At 59.6% G+C, this 16,866-nt stretch carries 16 protein-coding genes; 8 read left to right on the plus strand and 8 right to left on the minus strand.

Annotated features, from left to right (window positions below):
* Nucleotides 1-130 precede the first annotated feature (130 nt).
* A complete protein-coding gene (locus TSACC_RS05160) occupies nucleotides 131-913 on the plus strand; it encodes a hypothetical protein (RefSeq protein WP_075078321.1) in 783 nt (260 codons plus the stop codon).
* A gap of 29 nt (nucleotides 914-942) precedes the next feature.
* On the opposite strand, the gene TSACC_RS05165 is transcribed toward TSACC_RS05160, so the two are convergent.
* The 5 genes from TSACC_RS05165 to TSACC_RS05195 form a co-directional block, all read right to left on the minus strand.
* The gene (locus TSACC_RS05165) at nucleotides 943-1,308 is read right to left on the minus strand and encodes a hypothetical protein (protein WP_075078322.1); all 366 of its coding nucleotides are present in this window, start codon (nucleotides 1,306-1,308) and stop codon (nucleotides 943-945) included.
* Between the two features lie 324 nt (nucleotides 1,309-1,632).
* Complete coding sequence (locus tag TSACC_RS05175) at nucleotides 1,633-1,845, minus strand: addiction module protein (RefSeq protein ID WP_075078323.1); 213 nt, start codon at nucleotides 1,843-1,845, stop codon at nucleotides 1,633-1,635.
* 79 nt (nucleotides 1,846-1,924) lie between these two features.
* Entirely contained in the window at nucleotides 1,925-2,200 is a 276-nt protein-coding gene (locus tag TSACC_RS05180) for a hypothetical protein (RefSeq protein ID WP_075078324.1), read from the minus strand.
* 731 nt (nucleotides 2,201-2,931) lie between these two features.
* Nucleotides 2,932-3,792 carry a hypothetical protein gene (locus tag TSACC_RS05185; protein WP_075078325.1) on the minus strand — a complete coding sequence of 287 codons (861 nt, stop codon included), beginning with the start codon at nucleotides 3,790-3,792 and terminating at the stop codon, nucleotides 2,932-2,934.
* A 336-nt stretch (nucleotides 3,793-4,128) separates the two neighbouring features.
* Complete coding sequence (locus TSACC_RS05195; RefSeq protein WP_075078327.1) at nucleotides 4,129-4,581, minus strand: hypothetical protein; 453 nt, start codon at nucleotides 4,579-4,581, stop codon at nucleotides 4,129-4,131.
* Nucleotides 4,582-5,106: 525 nt separating this feature from the next.
* Between TSACC_RS05195 and TSACC_RS05200 the strand changes: the two genes are divergently transcribed.
* Nucleotides 5,107-5,871 carry a hypothetical protein gene (locus tag TSACC_RS05200; protein ID WP_075078328.1) on the plus strand — a complete coding sequence of 255 codons (765 nt, stop codon included), beginning with the start codon at nucleotides 5,107-5,109 and terminating at the stop codon, nucleotides 5,869-5,871.
* A gap of 623 nt (nucleotides 5,872-6,494) precedes the next feature.
* Here the strand turns inward: TSACC_RS05200 and TSACC_RS22075 are convergent.
* Nucleotides 6,495-6,818 (minus strand): nucleotidyltransferase family protein, encoded by a 324-nt coding sequence (locus tag TSACC_RS22075; RefSeq protein WP_075078329.1) that lies wholly within the window; start codon nucleotides 6,816-6,818, stop codon nucleotides 6,495-6,497.
* A 551-nt stretch (nucleotides 6,819-7,369) separates the two neighbouring features.
* Between TSACC_RS22075 and TSACC_RS05210 the strand changes: the two genes are divergently transcribed.
* On the plus strand, nucleotides 7,370-7,801 hold the full coding sequence (locus tag TSACC_RS05210) for a hypothetical protein (RefSeq protein ID WP_153811288.1): 432 nt from the start codon (nucleotides 7,370-7,372) through the stop codon (nucleotides 7,799-7,801).
* A gap of 138 nt (nucleotides 7,802-7,939) precedes the next feature.
* Here the strand turns inward: TSACC_RS05210 and TSACC_RS05215 are convergent, their stop codons facing one another.
* Together TSACC_RS05215 and nifJ are read right to left on the minus strand one after the other, a co-directional pair.
* The gene (locus TSACC_RS05215; RefSeq protein ID WP_075078331.1) at nucleotides 7,940-8,329 is read right to left on the minus strand and encodes a lamin tail domain-containing protein; all 390 of its coding nucleotides are present in this window, start codon (nucleotides 8,327-8,329) and stop codon (nucleotides 7,940-7,942) included.
* A 60-nt stretch (nucleotides 8,330-8,389) separates the two neighbouring features.
* Nucleotides 8,390-12,082, minus strand: a complete 3,693-nt coding sequence (gene nifJ, locus TSACC_RS05220) for a pyruvate:ferredoxin (flavodoxin) oxidoreductase (RefSeq protein ID WP_075078332.1) — start codon at nucleotides 12,080-12,082, stop codon at nucleotides 8,390-8,392.
* A gap of 859 nt (nucleotides 12,083-12,941) precedes the next feature.
* On the opposite strand from nifJ, the gene TSACC_RS05225 reads away from it, so the two are divergent.
* The 5 genes from TSACC_RS05225 to TSACC_RS05245 all read left to right on the plus strand — a co-directional run bounded on the left by TSACC_RS05225 (nucleotide 12,942) and on the right by TSACC_RS05245 (nucleotide 16,831).
* The gene (locus tag TSACC_RS05225; protein ID WP_153811289.1) at nucleotides 12,942-14,276 is read left to right on the plus strand and encodes a hypothetical protein; all 1,335 of its coding nucleotides are present in this window, start codon (nucleotides 12,942-12,944) and stop codon (nucleotides 14,274-14,276) included.
* A 387-nt stretch (nucleotides 14,277-14,663) separates the two neighbouring features.
* Entirely contained in the window at nucleotides 14,664-15,143 is a 480-nt protein-coding gene (locus TSACC_RS05230; RefSeq protein ID WP_075078334.1) for a hypothetical protein, read from the plus strand.
* An 811-nt stretch (nucleotides 15,144-15,954) separates the two neighbouring features.
* Nucleotides 15,955-16,299 (plus strand): hypothetical protein, encoded by a 345-nt coding sequence (locus TSACC_RS05235; protein WP_075078335.1) that lies wholly within the window; start codon nucleotides 15,955-15,957, stop codon nucleotides 16,297-16,299.
* A complete protein-coding gene (locus TSACC_RS05240) occupies nucleotides 16,296-16,595 on the plus strand; it encodes a hypothetical protein (protein WP_075078336.1) in 300 nt (99 codons plus the stop codon). Before TSACC_RS05235 ends, TSACC_RS05240 begins: the two co-directional genes overlap by 4 nt.
* A 5-nt stretch (nucleotides 16,596-16,600) precedes the next feature.
* Nucleotides 16,601-16,831 (plus strand): hypothetical protein, encoded by a 231-nt coding sequence (locus TSACC_RS05245; RefSeq protein ID WP_075078337.1) that lies wholly within the window; start codon nucleotides 16,601-16,603, stop codon nucleotides 16,829-16,831.
* Nucleotides 16,832-16,866 lie beyond the last annotated feature (35 nt).

The following is a 16,866-nucleotide window of genomic DNA, read 5'->3' on the forward strand; positions in this document are numbered from 1 at the left end:
GGGAGGCTGCCATGGAATGGTGCGGAGGGGAAGGAAGATCACAATCGCTTCGACCCAGAAACTAAGGTGTCGGGAGAGGAGATCGAAACCAAAGATCGCACTTTCGCGTTGGACGGAATAAAAGCCGGGAGTGAAAGCGATCCTTTTGGCCTTGCTCCTGGGCGGCGCGTATCTGTCAGCTCAGGCTGCGGATGTGGTGGAGGAAACGAAGGAGCTGTTTGGCCCGATGAGGAGCAATAACCCCTTTGGCGGCATTCCAGACCGAGCCAAGTTTTCCATTGCGGCGTTCACGTTATACATCGACATCCGGTGGTGGTTCGATGAGCTGGCGGAAGCGTCAGCGAAGGAGCCCGATGCCGAAACGCAAAAGAAGATATGGGAGAGGTTTGTGTGGCTGACCGGATTCAACGACAAGGCTTGCGCCGTGATCAGGAAGCTCGCAAAGACCGAGCCGCTCTGCCCGGAGGGGAAAGAGGAGGTAGTTGCATTGCAAACATTTCAGTCCCTCGCCGCGCAGGTGTTGACGAAGGACAAATCAGCGGGCATCCCGGCGGATGTGGTGCAGAGAATTGAGAAAGTCCGGCAGGGATGCCTGGAGAAGATCCCGGCTTTCGTAATGACGCTGCCGAAATGGCAGAAACGTGACGTGATCGGCCTGACGATCGCCCTCGACGACCCGGTGCAGGAGGAGATGTATCGATTCGGGAAGAGCGGGTTTGTTGCGGTTACCGCAGGGACAAAAGGGAAAGAATTGACTTGTCCTGTTTACAAATGGCGGATTCAGGACGGAGAGTTGGAACTGCGAGACGAAGATGGCGGGCTCGTGCAAAGCTGGCGGTTCCTAAAGCGGGATGGAAACATCCTGTATGTCGAGGAGGCCATCGGAAGGACAAGGCGGTTCACCGTGCTTTGAGAATGTGGAAGTCTTGCATGGCGAGACGGTCAGAAAGTGTAGAGGAGGATTCCGTCGTGGTGGGACCAGTACATCATCAGCCTGTCGCGGTCGGGGATGAGGTAGAGATCTTCATCGGTGCCAAATGCGGTGGGCCGCCACTTGGCGAAATGGGTGGGGAGTTCTTCTCGGGCCAGGATGAGTGGCGGGCGCCGTCCGCCCTTTGACTCTCTCGGTACTATGCGGAATTCGGCGGCATCGCCGAGCAGCGGCAGGACGTCTCTCTGAAAGTCGAAATCCGCGTTAAGCGGTATTTCGGAGGAGGTGAATTTTCCCACGGGCGAGATGACGGCAGTGGTTTCGATTTCCTCGTACGCCAGACCGATGCGGGCGCAATGTTCTTTGATGGGAAACATTGTGCGTGAGGTGGCTATGCAACGGCTATGGACCTTGCCGTCCCAGCTTTTGTTCGATCCAAGCCGGATCGCGGCGCAGATCGAGGATGGCGCGGATGAGTACGATGTCACCAGCGATATCGTAATAGACGGCAAAGGGAAAACGGGAGGAGAGCAGCCGGAATTTTCCGAAGTGAACCGAGTGTATCCCGGCGTAAAGCTGCAGGGAGTCGATGTCGGAATAGAGGGTATCGAGGAAATACGAGCCAAGCCCTTCGGACTGGCTCTCGTAGAACCTTTATCCGCGCTTCAGGTCGTTGAGCGCGGAGGGCTGGATCGAGATGGTCACGGCAGCTCTTGTCGGAGCTGCTTCTTGGCGGTTTCCCAGTCGATGAATTGCTCCTTGCCAGCTGCGATGAGGCGGTCGCGTTCGGCGAGGATTTCACCATGCCATGCGGGGGAGGCGAGGTCTTCGCGGGAGAGATCGCGCCACAATGCCTCCATGAGCCGGAGCTTTTCGGCTACGGTCATTTGCTGGAGATCGACAGTCGCGGACATGGCTTACTGGCAGCAGGTTTTCGCGAGGTCACAACCCCGGAGCGTACGGGGGGCTCCGGCATTTCGGAGGGCCTGTTTCCTAATACGTAAACTCCACGCCTTTGCGGGGTGGGGTGGAGGAGATGGTCTGGTTCTGGGTGTAGAGGTATTCGATGGGCCAGAAGACGATGTCGATGGGGACGACGAGGGGGACGAGGGCGTAGGCCAGGGGTTGGGGCTGGCGCGGGGGCATGTCGGGCGGGTCCATGGGGCCGGGGGTGCCTTTTGCGGTGGCGATCACGCTCTGCGTGACGCAGGAGGAAAACAGGGTGGCGGTAACACCGACGGCGGCAACGTGGAGCAGGAGCCTTTTCATGGGTAGGTGGGCGGGACTATAGCGCACCCGTTGCGGACGCGGAAGTGCGGATTTTTAACAGAAGGACGCACACAAAGGACAGGGCAGGGAGAAACAGAAGGAAGCGAAGGAAGCGAAGGGGAGGGCTTTCTGTGGAGGTGACGGGACGCGGCGTGCGGATCAGTGCGCTGGGCCGGCAAAGACGGATTTTTACAGAGCCGAGCTTGCAAGACAGGCGGAGCCAACGTCGTAAAGGACACAAAGGACAAGGCTGAAGAAACAGAAGGAAACGAAGGGGAAAGGCGCTCCTCCTTGTGGCGGCACGTCTCGTTACCGCAGCCCGTCCGGTAATCAAGCCTTCAAGAACCGTGCGGCGGGAGTCTTCTCTCCCTGCGAAAGGCTTCCCTGCTGGCCGTCCAAACGGTTCGCTCCGGGCTTGCTCGGCGTCGAGTCGCCCGTCGCTTCAGTAAGCCGCTCCGGCCTCGGAGCGGCGGTATTTGGACGTGTGTCAAGACGTGTGCCACGACCCATCGGCGCGCAATATCTGAAAACCGAGCCACGGAAACTCGCAGGCTCTTCCTGCCTCCCTGCGACGCTCACCGGAATCACCGCGCCCGTCAGCGCCGATTTTCGCCCGTCCCTTTGCTATCTTCGTTTCGTTGGCTGCGCCTGTCTCGCGGACTCGGCTCTGTTCTATCCTTTGTGCCTTCCCTTTGTGTCCTTTGCGGCCTTCTGTAAAAGTTCCCCGGTTCTTACTTGATCCAGGTTACGGAAAGGATCTGCTGCACGTCCTGTTTGCCTCCGGCCTCGGGGAGGTTCTCGGTGGATTCCTTCCAGGTGACGCGGCATTTTTTGCCGACGAATTTCTCGGGGGCGTCGGTGACGGCTTCCACGTTGGCGTCGGGCTTGATGATGAAGTAGTCGACCTCTTCGCCCGTCTCTTTGTCCTTCATCACCCAGTGAAAGTAATCGCCCTCGTCGATGCGGAGGAATTTTCCCTCGGTCACATTGAGCGTGCTGCCTTTGATGTCGCCCTTGCCTGCGCTGGCGAAGGTCTTGCCGGCGGATTCCTCGCTCGCGCTGTCGGCGGCGGATTCGCTGGCGGATTGGGCGGCAGGCTGGGTGGCAGGTTTTGTGGGCGATGCGCTGGCGGGTTCGGCGGCCTGGTCGGGGAGGAGGATGTGGGAGTAGGTCGCGAAGTTCTTCTGGAAGGTGGCGAAGCTTTCCTTCAGTTCCTCCGGGGACTCGTCGGAGTTTTCGCCATTGGCGAGCCATTTGACGATGGCGGTGGGGGTGAAGTAGATGCTCTCCTTCACGCGGTGGTCGTCGTCGCCCCAGTCGAGATGGACATAGGCGAGCTTGCCGTCGGGGCCGGGGTAGTAATCCTCGGAGCGCCCGGAACTGTTGGCCGTGACCTTGATGAGACTGCCGTCCTCATCGACCCAGCCGACGAGCGCGTCGCCGTATTCCGAGCTGCCGCAGACTTTTTTGCAGGAGGCGAGGTTCTTCTCAGCTTTCTGGTAAATCGCCTTTTGGGCGGAGATGTCCTGCGCGAGGGCAGGCGCGGCCAGGGCGACGAGCACCGCCGCCAACAACGGGGAAAACCTCTTCATGCAACCCGCTTACTTCCCCGATCCGGGGAAAAACGCAAGCCGATTTCTGGCGGTCCTTTGGGTGGGAAGACAGGCTTTTGCAGAAGGTCGCAAAGGACACAAAGGAAAGGCAGGAAGGAGTGAACAGAAGGAAGCAATGGAGCGGGTGCACCCGGCGGTGATGGGGCGCGGTGAGTTTGGGAGAGCCGGTTTGCTGATCCCTAAAGGATGGAAGGCGTCGGTGTTGCTATTCGTCGCCGCTTTGGAGGCTTGCAATCCTTGTCAATTCACGAGGCGCAGCTTCCGAAGTCACCGCAGGGCACAATCCTGCAATGTCTGAAAACTCCTCCGCCTCCCCTAGGGCTTGCGGCCGAGGAGGACCAGGGAGTAGTCGTGGCAGAAGTGGACGAAGCCGTGGTACCGCTCGTTCAGCGTGGCGGGGTCGAGGTCGGCGTCCTTCCCGTCGGTGAGCCATTTGACGATGCTCTTGTTGGCAAAGTAGATGCGTTCCTCGAGGTGGGTGCCGTCCTTGTTCCAGTCGAGAAAGACGAAGGCGACCTTGTTATCGGGGCCGAGGTAAAACTCCGCAGTGTTGCCGTTGTTTTCGCTCACGATCTTGACGAACCGGCCTTCGCGATTCTTCCAGCCCTTCAGCGCGATGCCGTCGTCGGTGGTGGCGGTCAGCTTTTTGTAGCTATCGAGCTTTTCCTCGATGGAGTTGTAGAGTGCCTTCTGTGCGGATACGTCCTGCGCGAGGGCAGGCGCGACCATGACGGCCAGCAGCACCACCCACGGGAATAACATCTTCATGCGACTGGCTTAATTCTCTCATCCTTGGAAAAACGCAAGCCTAATGCGGAAGCTGGTTTTTCCGAGGGAGGTTAAGTTTCCCGGCCAGGCTGCGAGAGGGTGGTCCGGCCTGTCGCGCGTACCGTCCGGAGTATACAGACTCTTAAGAGAGAGTTGCCGACAGGGACGCGCGACGGGCGCTGATGGAGGGGCGTCTGTCCGCCCGGGAGTCCGGGAGCGGTGGCGTACGATGGCCGGTGGCGATGCGGCGGAGGGTCGCGAGGGAATGCCTAATCCTTAGGAAGACGTTGATAAAGTGTGACGCGGGCATCCGTGAGGGATTCTTGCGATCTGCCATGGCAGCGCACGCGGCGGCCTCTTCAGGGCCAGCCCCTGTTTCCGGTGGCGGCATCCCGCAAAACTTCCTCGCATCTGCCTCGCGCCGATTTCCTTAGCGATACGAGAAAATGAGGGGTTAGCATGGCGGGGCGGCGGACGGTGAAATGGGCTTGCGTTTTTCCACAGAAGGGAGAATTAAGCGAGCGCATGAAGAGATTGCTCCCCGTGGTGGCGGTGTTCCTGGCAGTGACGGCGTCGGCCTGGGCGCAGGATGTCTCCGCGCAAAAGGCGGTCTACGATTCCATCGAGAAAAACCTCGGCTCGTACAAGAAGGTGAAGGCCAAAGGGCCGGACGGCGCGGCGCTGACGGGATGGATCGACACGGACGACGTGCCGGTGAAGATCCTGGCGAAACTGCCGGGCGAGTCGGATGAGTTTTTCACGGGGCCGGATGGCAAGCTGGCCTTTGTCTATCGCGAATGGACCAAGGACGGCGCGAAGGTGGAGGAGCGATTTTACATGGATGCCGAGGGCATCGTCAAATGGCTGTCGACCGAGAAAAACGCGCCGGTGATGCATGGCGAGGATTACCGGGAGATGTGGTATGCGCTCATCAAGTCGTGCGTGGAATACTCCAAGGTGCTCGCACCCGAGGAACCGGCGAAGGTCATGGAGATCCGCGAGCAGACGACGGAGGTAAAGAGCGGTGCGACGCGCTTTACGGAGGGAAAATTCCTCCGTATCGACGAGGGCGATTATTTTCACTGGGTGATGAAGGACAACGCGACGGGCGAGGAGGCGACGTACTTCATCCTGAAGCCGGATGCCTCGGTGGAGGCGGTGGTGAGCGATCCGGAGAAATTCGTGGGCAAAAAGTGCCGTGTTACCTGGAAGGAATCGACCGAGAGAATCCCCGAGGCAGGCCAGAAGATGGACGTGCAGCAGATCCTTTCCGTCGACTGGGCAAAGTAAGAACCCAGGAACTTTTACAGAAGGTCGCAAAGGACACAAAGGACAAGGCAGGAAGAAACAGAAGGAAGCGAAGGAAGCAAAGGAACGGGCGAAAACCGGCGCTGAGGGGCGCGGTGACTCCGGCGAGCGTTTCAGGGAGGCGGGAAGAGCCTGCGAGTTTTCCGTGGTTCAGTTTTCAGACCTGGCGCGAAAGGCGCTGGGCTGAGATCTTGCGGGTCAGCTTTTGTGACGGCGCCGGAGTGTTTCCATACCCGAGTCGGCTTGACCCGAGGCAGTGAACGCACGGGAAAACAGCGGGGAATCTGCGCTCAAGCTCGGCTCGGATAGGGGATGGCGTATTCTGCCCCGGTGAGATTGGGTGATCGCGCTGAGCTATGGTCTGGCTTGGACATCCGTGAGCCATGGCTGCGCCAGGCGTTTGTCTGAGATCGGACGGATGAGGCAATGCGAGATTGCGGCCAAAAAAAGACCGGGCGGGCTTTGGGGGCCCGTCCGGTGGCTTTGGTCTGTGCTGATTGTCTGTCGATCTTTGGCATCACCTCCTTGTCCTGGCGTCCCTCCGTTGCGGGGGACGCTTTGATGAGTGTGGTGAGTGGCAGTTTCTTTGTTAGCTTCTCCGGGTGTTAAATCTCCTCGCCGACCTTGCTGATGCGGGCGCGGAGCTCGGGTGAAAGGTGTTCGGCCTGGACGTAGTCAATGCGCTTGCGTCCGATGGTGTCGCGCTCGCCGAAGTTTCGGCGGCAGTCGGCCATGGCGGAGGCGACGAGCTCCTCGCGGACGCCCTCAAAGTAGACGTCAATGTCGGAGAAGTCCGGGTTGTAGGCTCCCAGCGTGAGAGAGCCGAAGAGCAGGACCTTGGTCGCGCCGTAACGGTCCTTCAGGTAGAGGCCGATGGAATGGGCCAACCTCCGCGCGTAGGCCACAGGGATGTGATCCTTCAGTTGCATAGGTATTTCCTCCTTCGAGGTATGGTCAGCATACGGCGGGCCAAGTTTTTTGCAAATGAGGCAGGGCGGGCGGGATGCCGTATCCCTTTGCGGGATAGGGAAATAAAATTCTCGCCGGGGAGAGGTGTGCGGGTGGGCGTTTTTCGCCAAGGGTGGAAATTTCGGGCCATCTGAAGGGGGCTTTCGGAGGAGAAAGGAAAAGGGGGCCCAAAATGATGCCGCGGCTGCGCAGGCGGAGTGCTTCGCAACGGTCGCGACGTTGAGTCGGCGGACCCGGTTTTGGGGCGGGCGTTTCCGGGGCAGCGAAGATGGTTCGCGGGTAAACGGATGCGAAGGGAACAAAGGGAGGACTATGTGCATGGCCGCCGCCGCCTCGGTGCTACGAGTCCGGTTTTGTCTCAGGCAATGAGTTTACAGCCCGGCGTCAGCGAAGTGGTGGCTTTGTCGGAGCGGTCTTTTTGCTAAGCTATGCGTGGCGGGTGAGAGTGGGTTAGCCATTGCGCGGGGAGGAGTTGTGTGTTAACTGCTCGCAGCTGAGGATCCTTCGACTTATGAAAAGCTTGCTTGGTTGTCTTGGTCTGCTGGCGGCGATGTGTTTGCCGAGTCTTCACTCGGAAGAGATCGCCCGGACGCGAGGTGTGCATCAGGCCGCCGTGGCGGATTATCTTCAGGCGCATATCGCGAAGGTATCTCGATCGGGTGACCGGGTGGTGCTCGGCGGGGATGGCGAGGTTTTTGCCGTGAAGGGCGACAAGCAAAATATCACAGGCTTTTCCGATCGCATCGTGCTCCGGCAGGCGGGCGACTCCTTTGTCGCGAACTTCGGGGCCAGCGAAGGAGTCAATACCGTATTGACCCTGGTGAAGGTGGATACCGGGAGGGTAGAGCTGCGCTACCGGGTAATGGACTCCCGCCGCGGCGGGTTGCGGATTGACGAGGGTGCGGTGTCTCTTGCCGTGGCGCGAAGTGGTGCTGAAGCCTGAGAAGCCGGTGAGGAGGTTCTCTTTAGCAAGTCGGGAGTCTCATCCCTCTCCCTAGACCCGCGTCTGCCTGCCTGGGTGGCAAGGGTTCTGGGCTGCCTCTTTCCGTCTCCCTCGCTTCACTCAACCTGCCTTGTGTGGTCAGGTAAGGAGGGGGGCGCCGAGGGAGGGCATCTGGACGGGGCAGTACTGCCACGCGCCGATGTCGAAGAGGACGGCACAGCTGGTGTCGTCCTTCCAGATGGCGTCGGGGAGGCCCCAGTAGACGATGTGCGTCGTGGTGCGGGAGCGGTTGGTGAACGACGTGTTGGACCCGGAGGAGGTGTAGACGTGGATGTAGTCGCCCTTCGCAATGCGGCGGGAGGGCAGCCAGAAGGTGCGGCGCAGGGAGCCGGTGATCTCGCCGTCGCTCCGGCACGTACTATCGGCAAGGATGTACGCGCCGGCGTCGCAGTCGGCGTTGGCCTTCAGCGAGACGTATTCCTTTCCTCGGTTGCCTCGATGATGGACTGATCGGATCTCGATGCGCATGGGGCTAGGGTGCGGCGGATTGCGGGGTTGAGGGGGGAACGGGGGCTGACCGCCGGGAGATTAACTCCCGGCAGTCTGGAGAGCAGCGTTTTCGCTGGGCTTGGCCGGAGTGCCGGGCTGTGCGGCGGCCGGGGCGCTGGGAGCCTCTGCTGCGGCCTCGGGCTTGGGAGCCGGGGTGGCTGCGGCGGGAGCGGGCGCGGTCGGCGCGGGCTTGCTCGGGTGTTGGGCCATGGCCTGGAGAGTATCCCAGTGGCGGTCGACATCGGCCTGGGCGGCGGCCAGGATGGCGGCGGCGCGGGCTTTGTCGGTGCCCTTGGAGCGGAAGCGGAGCTCGTTCTTCAGGTACTCGGCGACGGGCACGGTGGGCGCGCCGCAGTCGAGCTGGAAGGAGGGCTGTCCAGCCTCCGCGCGACGGGGGTCGAAGCGGTAGAGCGGCCAGGTGCCGGTATTGACGGCGAGCTTCTGCTGCTCCAAGCCCATGTTCATCGAGTACCCGTGGGCGATGCAATGGCTGTAGGCGAGGATGAGCGAGGTGCCGGGGTAGCTCTCGGCCTCCTCAAAGGCCTTGAGGGTCTGCGAGTCCTTGGCGCCGAAGGCGACGCGGGCGACGTAGACGGAGCCGTAGCTCATGGCGATCATGCCGAGGTCTTTCTTCGGCGTGTTCTTGCCGTTGGAGGCAAACTTCGCCAGGGCTCCGAGCGGGGTGGCTTTGGACTGCTGGCCGCCGGTGTTCGAATAGACCTCGGTGTCGAGGACGAGGATGTTGATGTTCAGCCCGAGGGACATGACGTGGTCGAGTCCGCCGAAGCCGATGTCGTACGCCCAGCCGTCGCCGCCGACGATCCACACGCTGCGCGGGATGAGCGAGTCGGCCAGGTACTCGAGACGGCGCGCTGCGGGTGAGGCAATACGCGGAAGTCTCTCGCGGAGGGCGGCGATACGCTCGCGCTGGGCGGTGATGGCGGCCTCGCCGGCGGTGGGAGCGGTGAGGATCTCGTTGACGAAATCGTCGCCGATCTGCGGGGCGAGGGAGCTGAGGAGTTGGCGGGCGGCTTGATTCTGCTGCTCGTAGGCGAAGCGCAGGCCGAGGCCGTACTCCGCATTGTCCTCAAAGAGCGAGTTGGACCAGGCAGGGCCGCGGCCTTCGCTATTCGTGGTGTACGGGGTGGTGGGCAGGTTGCCGCCATAGATGGAGGAGCAGCCCGTGGCGTTGGCAATGACGGCGCGGTCGCCGTAGAGCTGGGTGAGGAGCTTGATGTAGGGCGTCTCACCGCAGCCGGCGCAGGCGCCGGAGAACTCGAAGAGCGGCTCGGCGAACTGGCTGGACTTCACCTCGGGCTTGAGCTGCGAACGGTCGGCGTTGGGCAGGGTGAGGAAGAAGTCGAAGTTCTTGCGGCCTGCCTCGACGTGGTCGGCGTGCGGGGCCATGTTGAGGGCCTTGCGCTTCGGGTCGGCCTTGTCCTTGACGGGGCAGACCTGGACGCAGAGCGTGCAGCCGGTGCAGTCCTCCGGGGCGACCTGGAGGGTGTACTTGTAGTCCTTGAAGTCGCGGGAACGGAAGTCCGCGCTCTGGAAGGAATCCGGCGCGCTTTCGAGGAGCGACGACGGGTAGTATTTGGGCCGGATGCAGGCGTGCGGGCAGACGAGCGCGCACTTGTTGCACTGGATGCAGATGTCGGAGTTCCAGATGGGAACGGCGAGACCGACGTTGCGTTTCTCCCACTTCGCCGTGCCAGTCGGCCAGGTGCCGTCCGGCGGGAAGGCGCTGACGGGGAGTTCGTCGCCGAGACCGGCCATCATGGGCGCGGTGACGTGCTGGATGAACTCGGGCGCGATCTCCGGGACGAGGGCGTGAGATGGGGCGTTGAGCGGCGCGTTGGCAGGAATCTCAACCGGCACGAGACCGGCGAGGGCGCGGTCGACACCGGCGTAGTTTTTCTCAACGATGGCAGCGCCTTTCTTGCTGTAGGTGTGCTCGATGGCCTCCTTGATATGGGCGATCGCTTCGTCCTTCGGAATGACGCCGGAAAGGGCGAAGAAGCAGGTTTGCATGATGGTGTTGATGCGGTTGCCGAGTCCGGCCTCCGCGGCGACCTTCACGGCGTCGATGGCGTAGACGCGGAGGTGCTTCTCGAGGATCTGCTCCTGGGCGAGACGCGGGAGTCGGCTCCAGGTCTCGGAGGGGGAGAAGGGCGTGTTGATCAACACGGTCGCGCCCTCCGCGGCGATGCCGAGGACGTCGAAGCGCTCAAAGAACGGGAACTGGTGGACGCCAACGAAATTGGCCTGGCCGATGAGGTAGTGCGACCCGATCGGGCGAGGGCCGAAGCGCAGGTGCGAGACGGTCATGGCGCCGGATTTCTTCGAGTCGTAGACGAAGTAGCCCTGGGCGTAATTGGCGGTCTTTTCGCCAATGATCTTGATGGAGTTTTTATTCGCTCCCACGGTGCCGTCGGAGCCGAGGCCGAAGAAGACGGCGCGGCAGACGTCGTCGGGCTCGATATCAAACTCGCGATCGTAGTCGAGCGAGGTGCCGGTGATGTCGTCGTTGATGCCGATGGTGAAGTGGCGGCGCGGGCGCTCGGCTTTCAGCTCGTCGTAGACGGCCTTGACCATGGCTGGGGTGAATTCCTTGGACGACAGGCCGTAGCGGCCGCCGATGACGACGGGCTCGACCTCAAAGGGCGAGCAGCCGGCGGCGCGGCCCTCGGCGATGGCGGTGATGACGTCCTGGTAAAGCGGCTCGCCGATGGCTCCGGGCTCCTTCGTACGGTCGAGCACGGCGATGCTGCGCACGGTGCGCGGCAGGGCGCCGAGGAAATCCGGCACGGAGAAGGGGCGGAAGAGGCGGATTTTGAGAACGCCGGTGCGCTCGCCGTCCTGGTTCAGGGCAAGGGCCGTCTCCTCGGCGGTTTCCGCGCCCGAACCCATGGCGATGATAACGCGGTCGGCATGAGGGTGGCCGGTGTATTGGAACAGCCCGTATTCGCGGCCGGTGAGGTCCGCAAAACGATCCATCAGTGCCTGAACGACGCCGGGGAGACGATTGTAGTAAGGGTTGCAGGATTCGCGGGCCTGGAAGAAGACGTCGGGATTTTGCGCGGTGCCGCGAATGACCGGGTGATCGGGGCTGAGGCCGTGATCGCGGAAGGCGGCGATCCATTCGTCGTCGATCATGCGGCGGAGGACGTCGTCGTCGAGTTCGTCGATCTTGCCGATCTCATGCGAGGTGCGGAAGCCGTCGAAGAAGTGGATGAAGGGCACCTTGCCCGCGAGCGTGGCGGCGTGGGCGATGAGGGCGAGATCCTGCGCCTCCTGCACGGAGTTGGAACAAAGCAGGGCGACGCCGGTCTGGCGGCAGGCCATGACGTCGGAGTGATCGCCGAAGATGGAAAGTGCGTGGGCCGCGACGGTGCGCGCGGTGACGTGGAGGACAAAGGGAAGAAGCTCGCCCGCGATCTTGTAGAGATTCGGGATCATGAGCAGGAGACCCTGCGACGCGGTGAATGTGGTGGAGAGCGAACCGGCCTGCAGCATGCCATGGATGGCGCCGGCCACGCCGGCCTCGGACTGCATCTGCACGAGCTGCGGGATGGCGTTCCAGAGGTTCGGCTGGGACTTGCTGGACCATTCATCGCACCACTCGGCCATGGGGGAGGACGGAGTGATGGGATAAATGGCGATGGTTTCGCTCAAACGATAGGCGACGGAGGCGACCGCCTCGTTGGCATCCAAAGTTACTGGGGCCTTCATAGTGGAGCCCAACGTAACGCCATCAATCCCAAACCGACTCTGCGTGTGTTGGCGAAGACTGTGCGGGAATTGTCACTCGGGACAACGGAGGTTGTACGGAAAGAGCGCGGGGGCGGGCGCGCGTGAGGGGGGTTTTCAAAAGAAGCGTCCTTTGTGGCTAGAAAAGGGGCGGTGCTGCCGGGTCGGAGGATCTCGAGGATGGAAGCTGAGAAAATAACCGGGCAGAGATGAAGAAATGAGGGGCTTGGTTCTGAGAAGGGAGGCGTTATGCCGGAGCGATGGGATATGTGACTCGAGCGCGGCTGCATGGACGCAGTGCCGGAGGCTCCACGAAGGAGCTGGCAAGCGAACATATTGCAGTGCCGCACATGAAGGCTCATCGAGCGGGGAGGCTGACCGGTTTCCATCTCTCGATGAAATGACGCGGTGGCCACAGGACAGGCTCACCAGGCGAAAAGCGAAGATGTGAGGCGTAGCGTGGCAAATGAGGAGATGAGAAGGCATCTTGGGCTGGCATCAAGGCCGGGCGAGCGGAAGTGCTCGTCCTCATCGAACGAATGCCCCGTCCTTAGCGAGTTCGGCTCCAACTCCCTCATCCCTACGCTAATGATGAGATGCCCGATGGCATAACGAATTTTCGAGTGCTTTGCGGAGACGGGCGCCCGGTTGTGGACGTTTCTCGTGATGCTGTTCAAAGCCGACTCGGTTTAGTGAGCCAAAAGGGCCGAGCCGGCTGTTTGCATGTTTGCGAGTGTTGCATCCCTAGCATGGTTTGGAGCGGATTATTGGGAAATAGATTGGTTCGCTGAATGTTTCGGCTTTCATCCTTTAGAGTCTTATGGTATTTCTCCTTATAACCATGAGCGTACAAAGCGAAACAAATCGTGTGCAGTACTGGGGCAACGGGACGACGACGACGGCCTATCCGGTGCCGTTCTATTTCTTTGAAATCGGCGATCTCCGAGTCGTAGTGACGGATGCCGAGGGGGCTGATATCAAGCTGGCGGAGGGTAGTGACTACTCCGTCTCGGGCGCAGGCAATGAAAGTGGAGGCGCGATATGGACTGTTGCAGCCGTTCCGCCGACCTCGCGAGTAACGATCTATCGCGAAGTTCAGGCAGTGCAGTCCACAGTCTACGAGGAGAACGGGGAATTTCCCGCCAAAACCCACGAGCGGGCCCTTGATCGGCAAACCATGCTAAGCCAGCAAAACGCCCGGGCATTGGGCCAGGCACTGAAGGTGCGGGAGAGTGATGGTGAAAAATCGCCCCTGACCACGGTGACAAACTCGGTCATTGGATTTGGTGGAGACGCGCAGCCTAGGACATTTACGCCAGAGCAACTCGCGGTATGGCTGAATTTGACCCAGCAGTTCTTCGGCGAAGGAACCAAGACATGGCTGATGAACTCTGATCGGACCTCAGTGGTTCCAGAGTTTCTCGGGCAGGTGGGAGTGCAACTGGAAGACTTCACGATCTGGGTTGCGACCGGGACTTCGGCGGGAGCATGGGTCGCCCCGAAAGCGGGGATTCCGGACAACTCTATCCTTACGACCATGCTGGCCAACGGCGTGTTGTCCGCGGATTCCGCCGGTCGTGCGAAAATGTCCGACTCATTTCTCACACTGGCAAAGATCGGATCTGGAATCTTCACGGCGGACGCAGCAGGCCGAGGAAAGTTCGGCTCCGGTTTCGTGGATTCCAGCCTTTGCGCATCGGGTTTGTGGAATGCCATCGCCCCGGTAGGGGCAATTATTCAGACGGTAGGCGCATCCAGTAATGCGGAAACGACGCTTAGTGCGCAGATTCCATTCGGCAATGCGAAGCCTCAGATTTCTGATGGGACGCAGGTGATCTCTGTGTCAATAACTCCGATTTTATCATCAAGTAAGATTCGAGTTCAATATAATGGGCCATACTCAGCGTCATCTGCAACTGGAGCCTGTTTTGCTATTTTTCGTTCTGGCGTAAATGACTGTTTAGTTAGTTCCTACTGTTCGTTTGGTTCCGGGGATTATGGGGTTAATGTGAATTTGGATATGATTGATGTGCCGGGAGGAGGGGTTAAAACTTACTCTATCAGGGTTGGGCCTGTTGTTTCGTCTGTTATTTATTTGAATCGCCTTCACACTTATGGTTCTAAGTTTGGAGGATCGCTTGCGCAGGTGTTAACTGTGCAGGAAATTAAGGGGTAATTTCGGATTTGTGAAACTCGCGAGCGCTGATTGCTCTTTTGTTGAGCTTGAGGTGTCTGGGGTCGGGTTGCATGTATTTCACTGGATGGATGGTGTGGCGTATTCTTCGATGTGTTGATTCTTGGTTGGATGAACTTCGTTTCGCTTTGGCTTTTGCGTGCGGGGTTTTTGAGGAACTTCTTACTTTATATCTTAATGTTGTTGCATTTGTTGATCTGCCTAATTTTGTGGCAGGATTTGCAAAGCAGGCATTCGCTTGTCATTAAAATGTGTGGTCATTCAAGGAGTCGATGTTGCTTGAGTAATCTGCGCGTCCGGCAGGTTTTGGATACACGGGCCGATTCACATTCCCGAGTTTTTTGAGAAAATTGCACTATTTTTACAATTATGATTATTGAGAACTTTCGAACCATTATTGTTGATTTAATCCCGACGCTCGATGTTGGTATCTATGCCGCAGGCGACGTTTTGTTTGATCGCTCTATTCTCGATATCGGGAACTATGCGAATCCAGGACAGAATGCCGTGCAAAAAATCCGTGGCCGTATTCTCTCGGTTGGAGTTCTTGATAAGGATGACCAGGGTGTGACAATGGACCTGTGTTTTCTTAAGGCTGATGTCAGTCTGGGTATAGTTAATGCCGCACCTTCCATTACGGATGCGGACGCCGAGAATATTGTTGGGTTTGTTACCGTTGCTGCGAGCAAGGACCTTGGTGGTTGCAGGTTTGGTCAGGCTGACTGCGATATCCGGTTCTCCATTACCGGTGAGACGCTCTATTTGGCGGGGATTACGCTGGGCGCGCCGACGCACACGGCCTTTGGGTTGAAATTTCGCATCGTGCTTGAGCTTGAGGAGGGATACTGATGGCTGTTCCCTGGCGATCCTCTGGAAGGATGGATGCCGATGTGCGAGGCTATTGTGATCGCACAGGGGCAACTGCTTCGACAGCGATCAACAATTTTGCCCGCGGGCTGAAGGGGATGGGAATGTGGGAGAATTTTGCATGTTTCCTCATGCCACAGACTCAATCCATTGGCTCAGGGTCGTTTCTGCCGTGTTTTGGCGGATCGGGTGCGGGAATCACTGGGACTCTGATAAATGGCCCGACGTGGGGCTTACAGGGTATTACATTCCCGTTTTCCTCATATATTGATGTTAGCGGTGCGAACAGTCTCTTTCGCAACAAGGGTGCCGGCTGGGTCTGCGCAGTGTATTCAGATGGCGATCCGTCGGGTGGTGACTCGGGACGGTCAGTGGTTTGGTTCTCGACAGGTATCAATACCGCAGTTCGTCTGGCTCTCTGGTCTCGCAGAAACATGACGTATTCGGTGGGGTTATCCAGGCGACTCGACACGGAAGGCGTTGTTGAGAGTTCCTCGGGCACAGCCCCCGGAACGGGATTTCATTACCATGACTGTGTCGCCCAGTGGTCGGCCAACACTCTTGCGAGTCGCATTGACGGCGCTGCAAACCCGGTGGGGGCCTTTTCCTCGGCGGGTGTAACGGCCGACATAGCAAGCGCATCTGTGCGCATCGGGTCATCGGCTCCAGGGGCTAACCGTTTTAGCGGAATCATCTCGATGATCGCGTTCTCTGACCGGGCGGTTACGTTGGCAACCTCGGAGGCATTTCGAAGCCTTTATAAATCCACCGTAGGAAGGGAACTTGGGCTGCCATGAGCTTTCAGCAAATTGAAAGAATAGTGGCATTTGACTCCATGCAGGTTGGCGCACTGTTGGGCACGGCGTTGGAATGGTTTGGTGAGACGGTCCCGGACGGCGCGGAATCTATCAGAACCATCGGCGCATTTTGGGACGATGAAGGGAGGACCCGCATTCGCGCAGCCAGCCTGGTCGATGGAACGATTTCGGGAATTCCTCTCGCGGACGGGCGGGTTGCATTCCAGTGTCTCTGGCAGAGCGATCTCGTTGACGCCTGGCAGGAGGGGCTGTTTCCCGGTGTAGTGGAACTGACAACGGAAGAGCTGTCGGCTCTTCGAGTAGTGGAGGTGGAACCGTGACAGAGGAACTCAAGGCTGCCGCGCAGGCAGGAGACCGTTTTGCTAATATTATCCTTCTGGCTTACAAGCTGGGCGGATGGGGTGTGTTATCGTTGGCGCTGTTGGTGGCTCTTCGGTACGTCTGGGACGAACGGGCGACGACGAGCCAGGTGCTTATCGCGGAGTTGCGTGACGGAAAGCAGGCGCAACTCGAGGTGATCACGCAAAATTCGCTCGCTTTGCAAAAAAGTGCGGAGTCGCAGCAGCAGGTAGCACGCGCGGTGGAGCAGCTTGCTGCCGAGGTGCGGAGAAAGTGAGAAAGATGAAATTGAAAACAGGTATTTCCAAGGTCGGAGCCGTGGTCTTTGGAGCCGCGGCCGGGGCGATCGGGGCAGTGGTGACGGGAGGCGTGACTGCGGCGGTACAGTATGTGCAGGCCAATGGCGCGACGCAAAACTGGCAGGCGGTGGGGGGTGCGGCGGCAGCCGGAGCGGTGCTCGGCGCGGCTGCGTACTTCTTCCCGTCACCGCTGCGGGAGCAGTCAGCACAATGATGAAAACGGGTTTTCTGGAACCTCTTCCGGGTTTC

Origin of the sequence: Terrimicrobium sacchariphilum (assembly GCF_001613545.1) — a bacterium.
Classification (GTDB): Bacteria; Verrucomicrobiota; Verrucomicrobiia; order Chthoniobacterales; family Terrimicrobiaceae; genus Terrimicrobium; species Terrimicrobium sacchariphilum.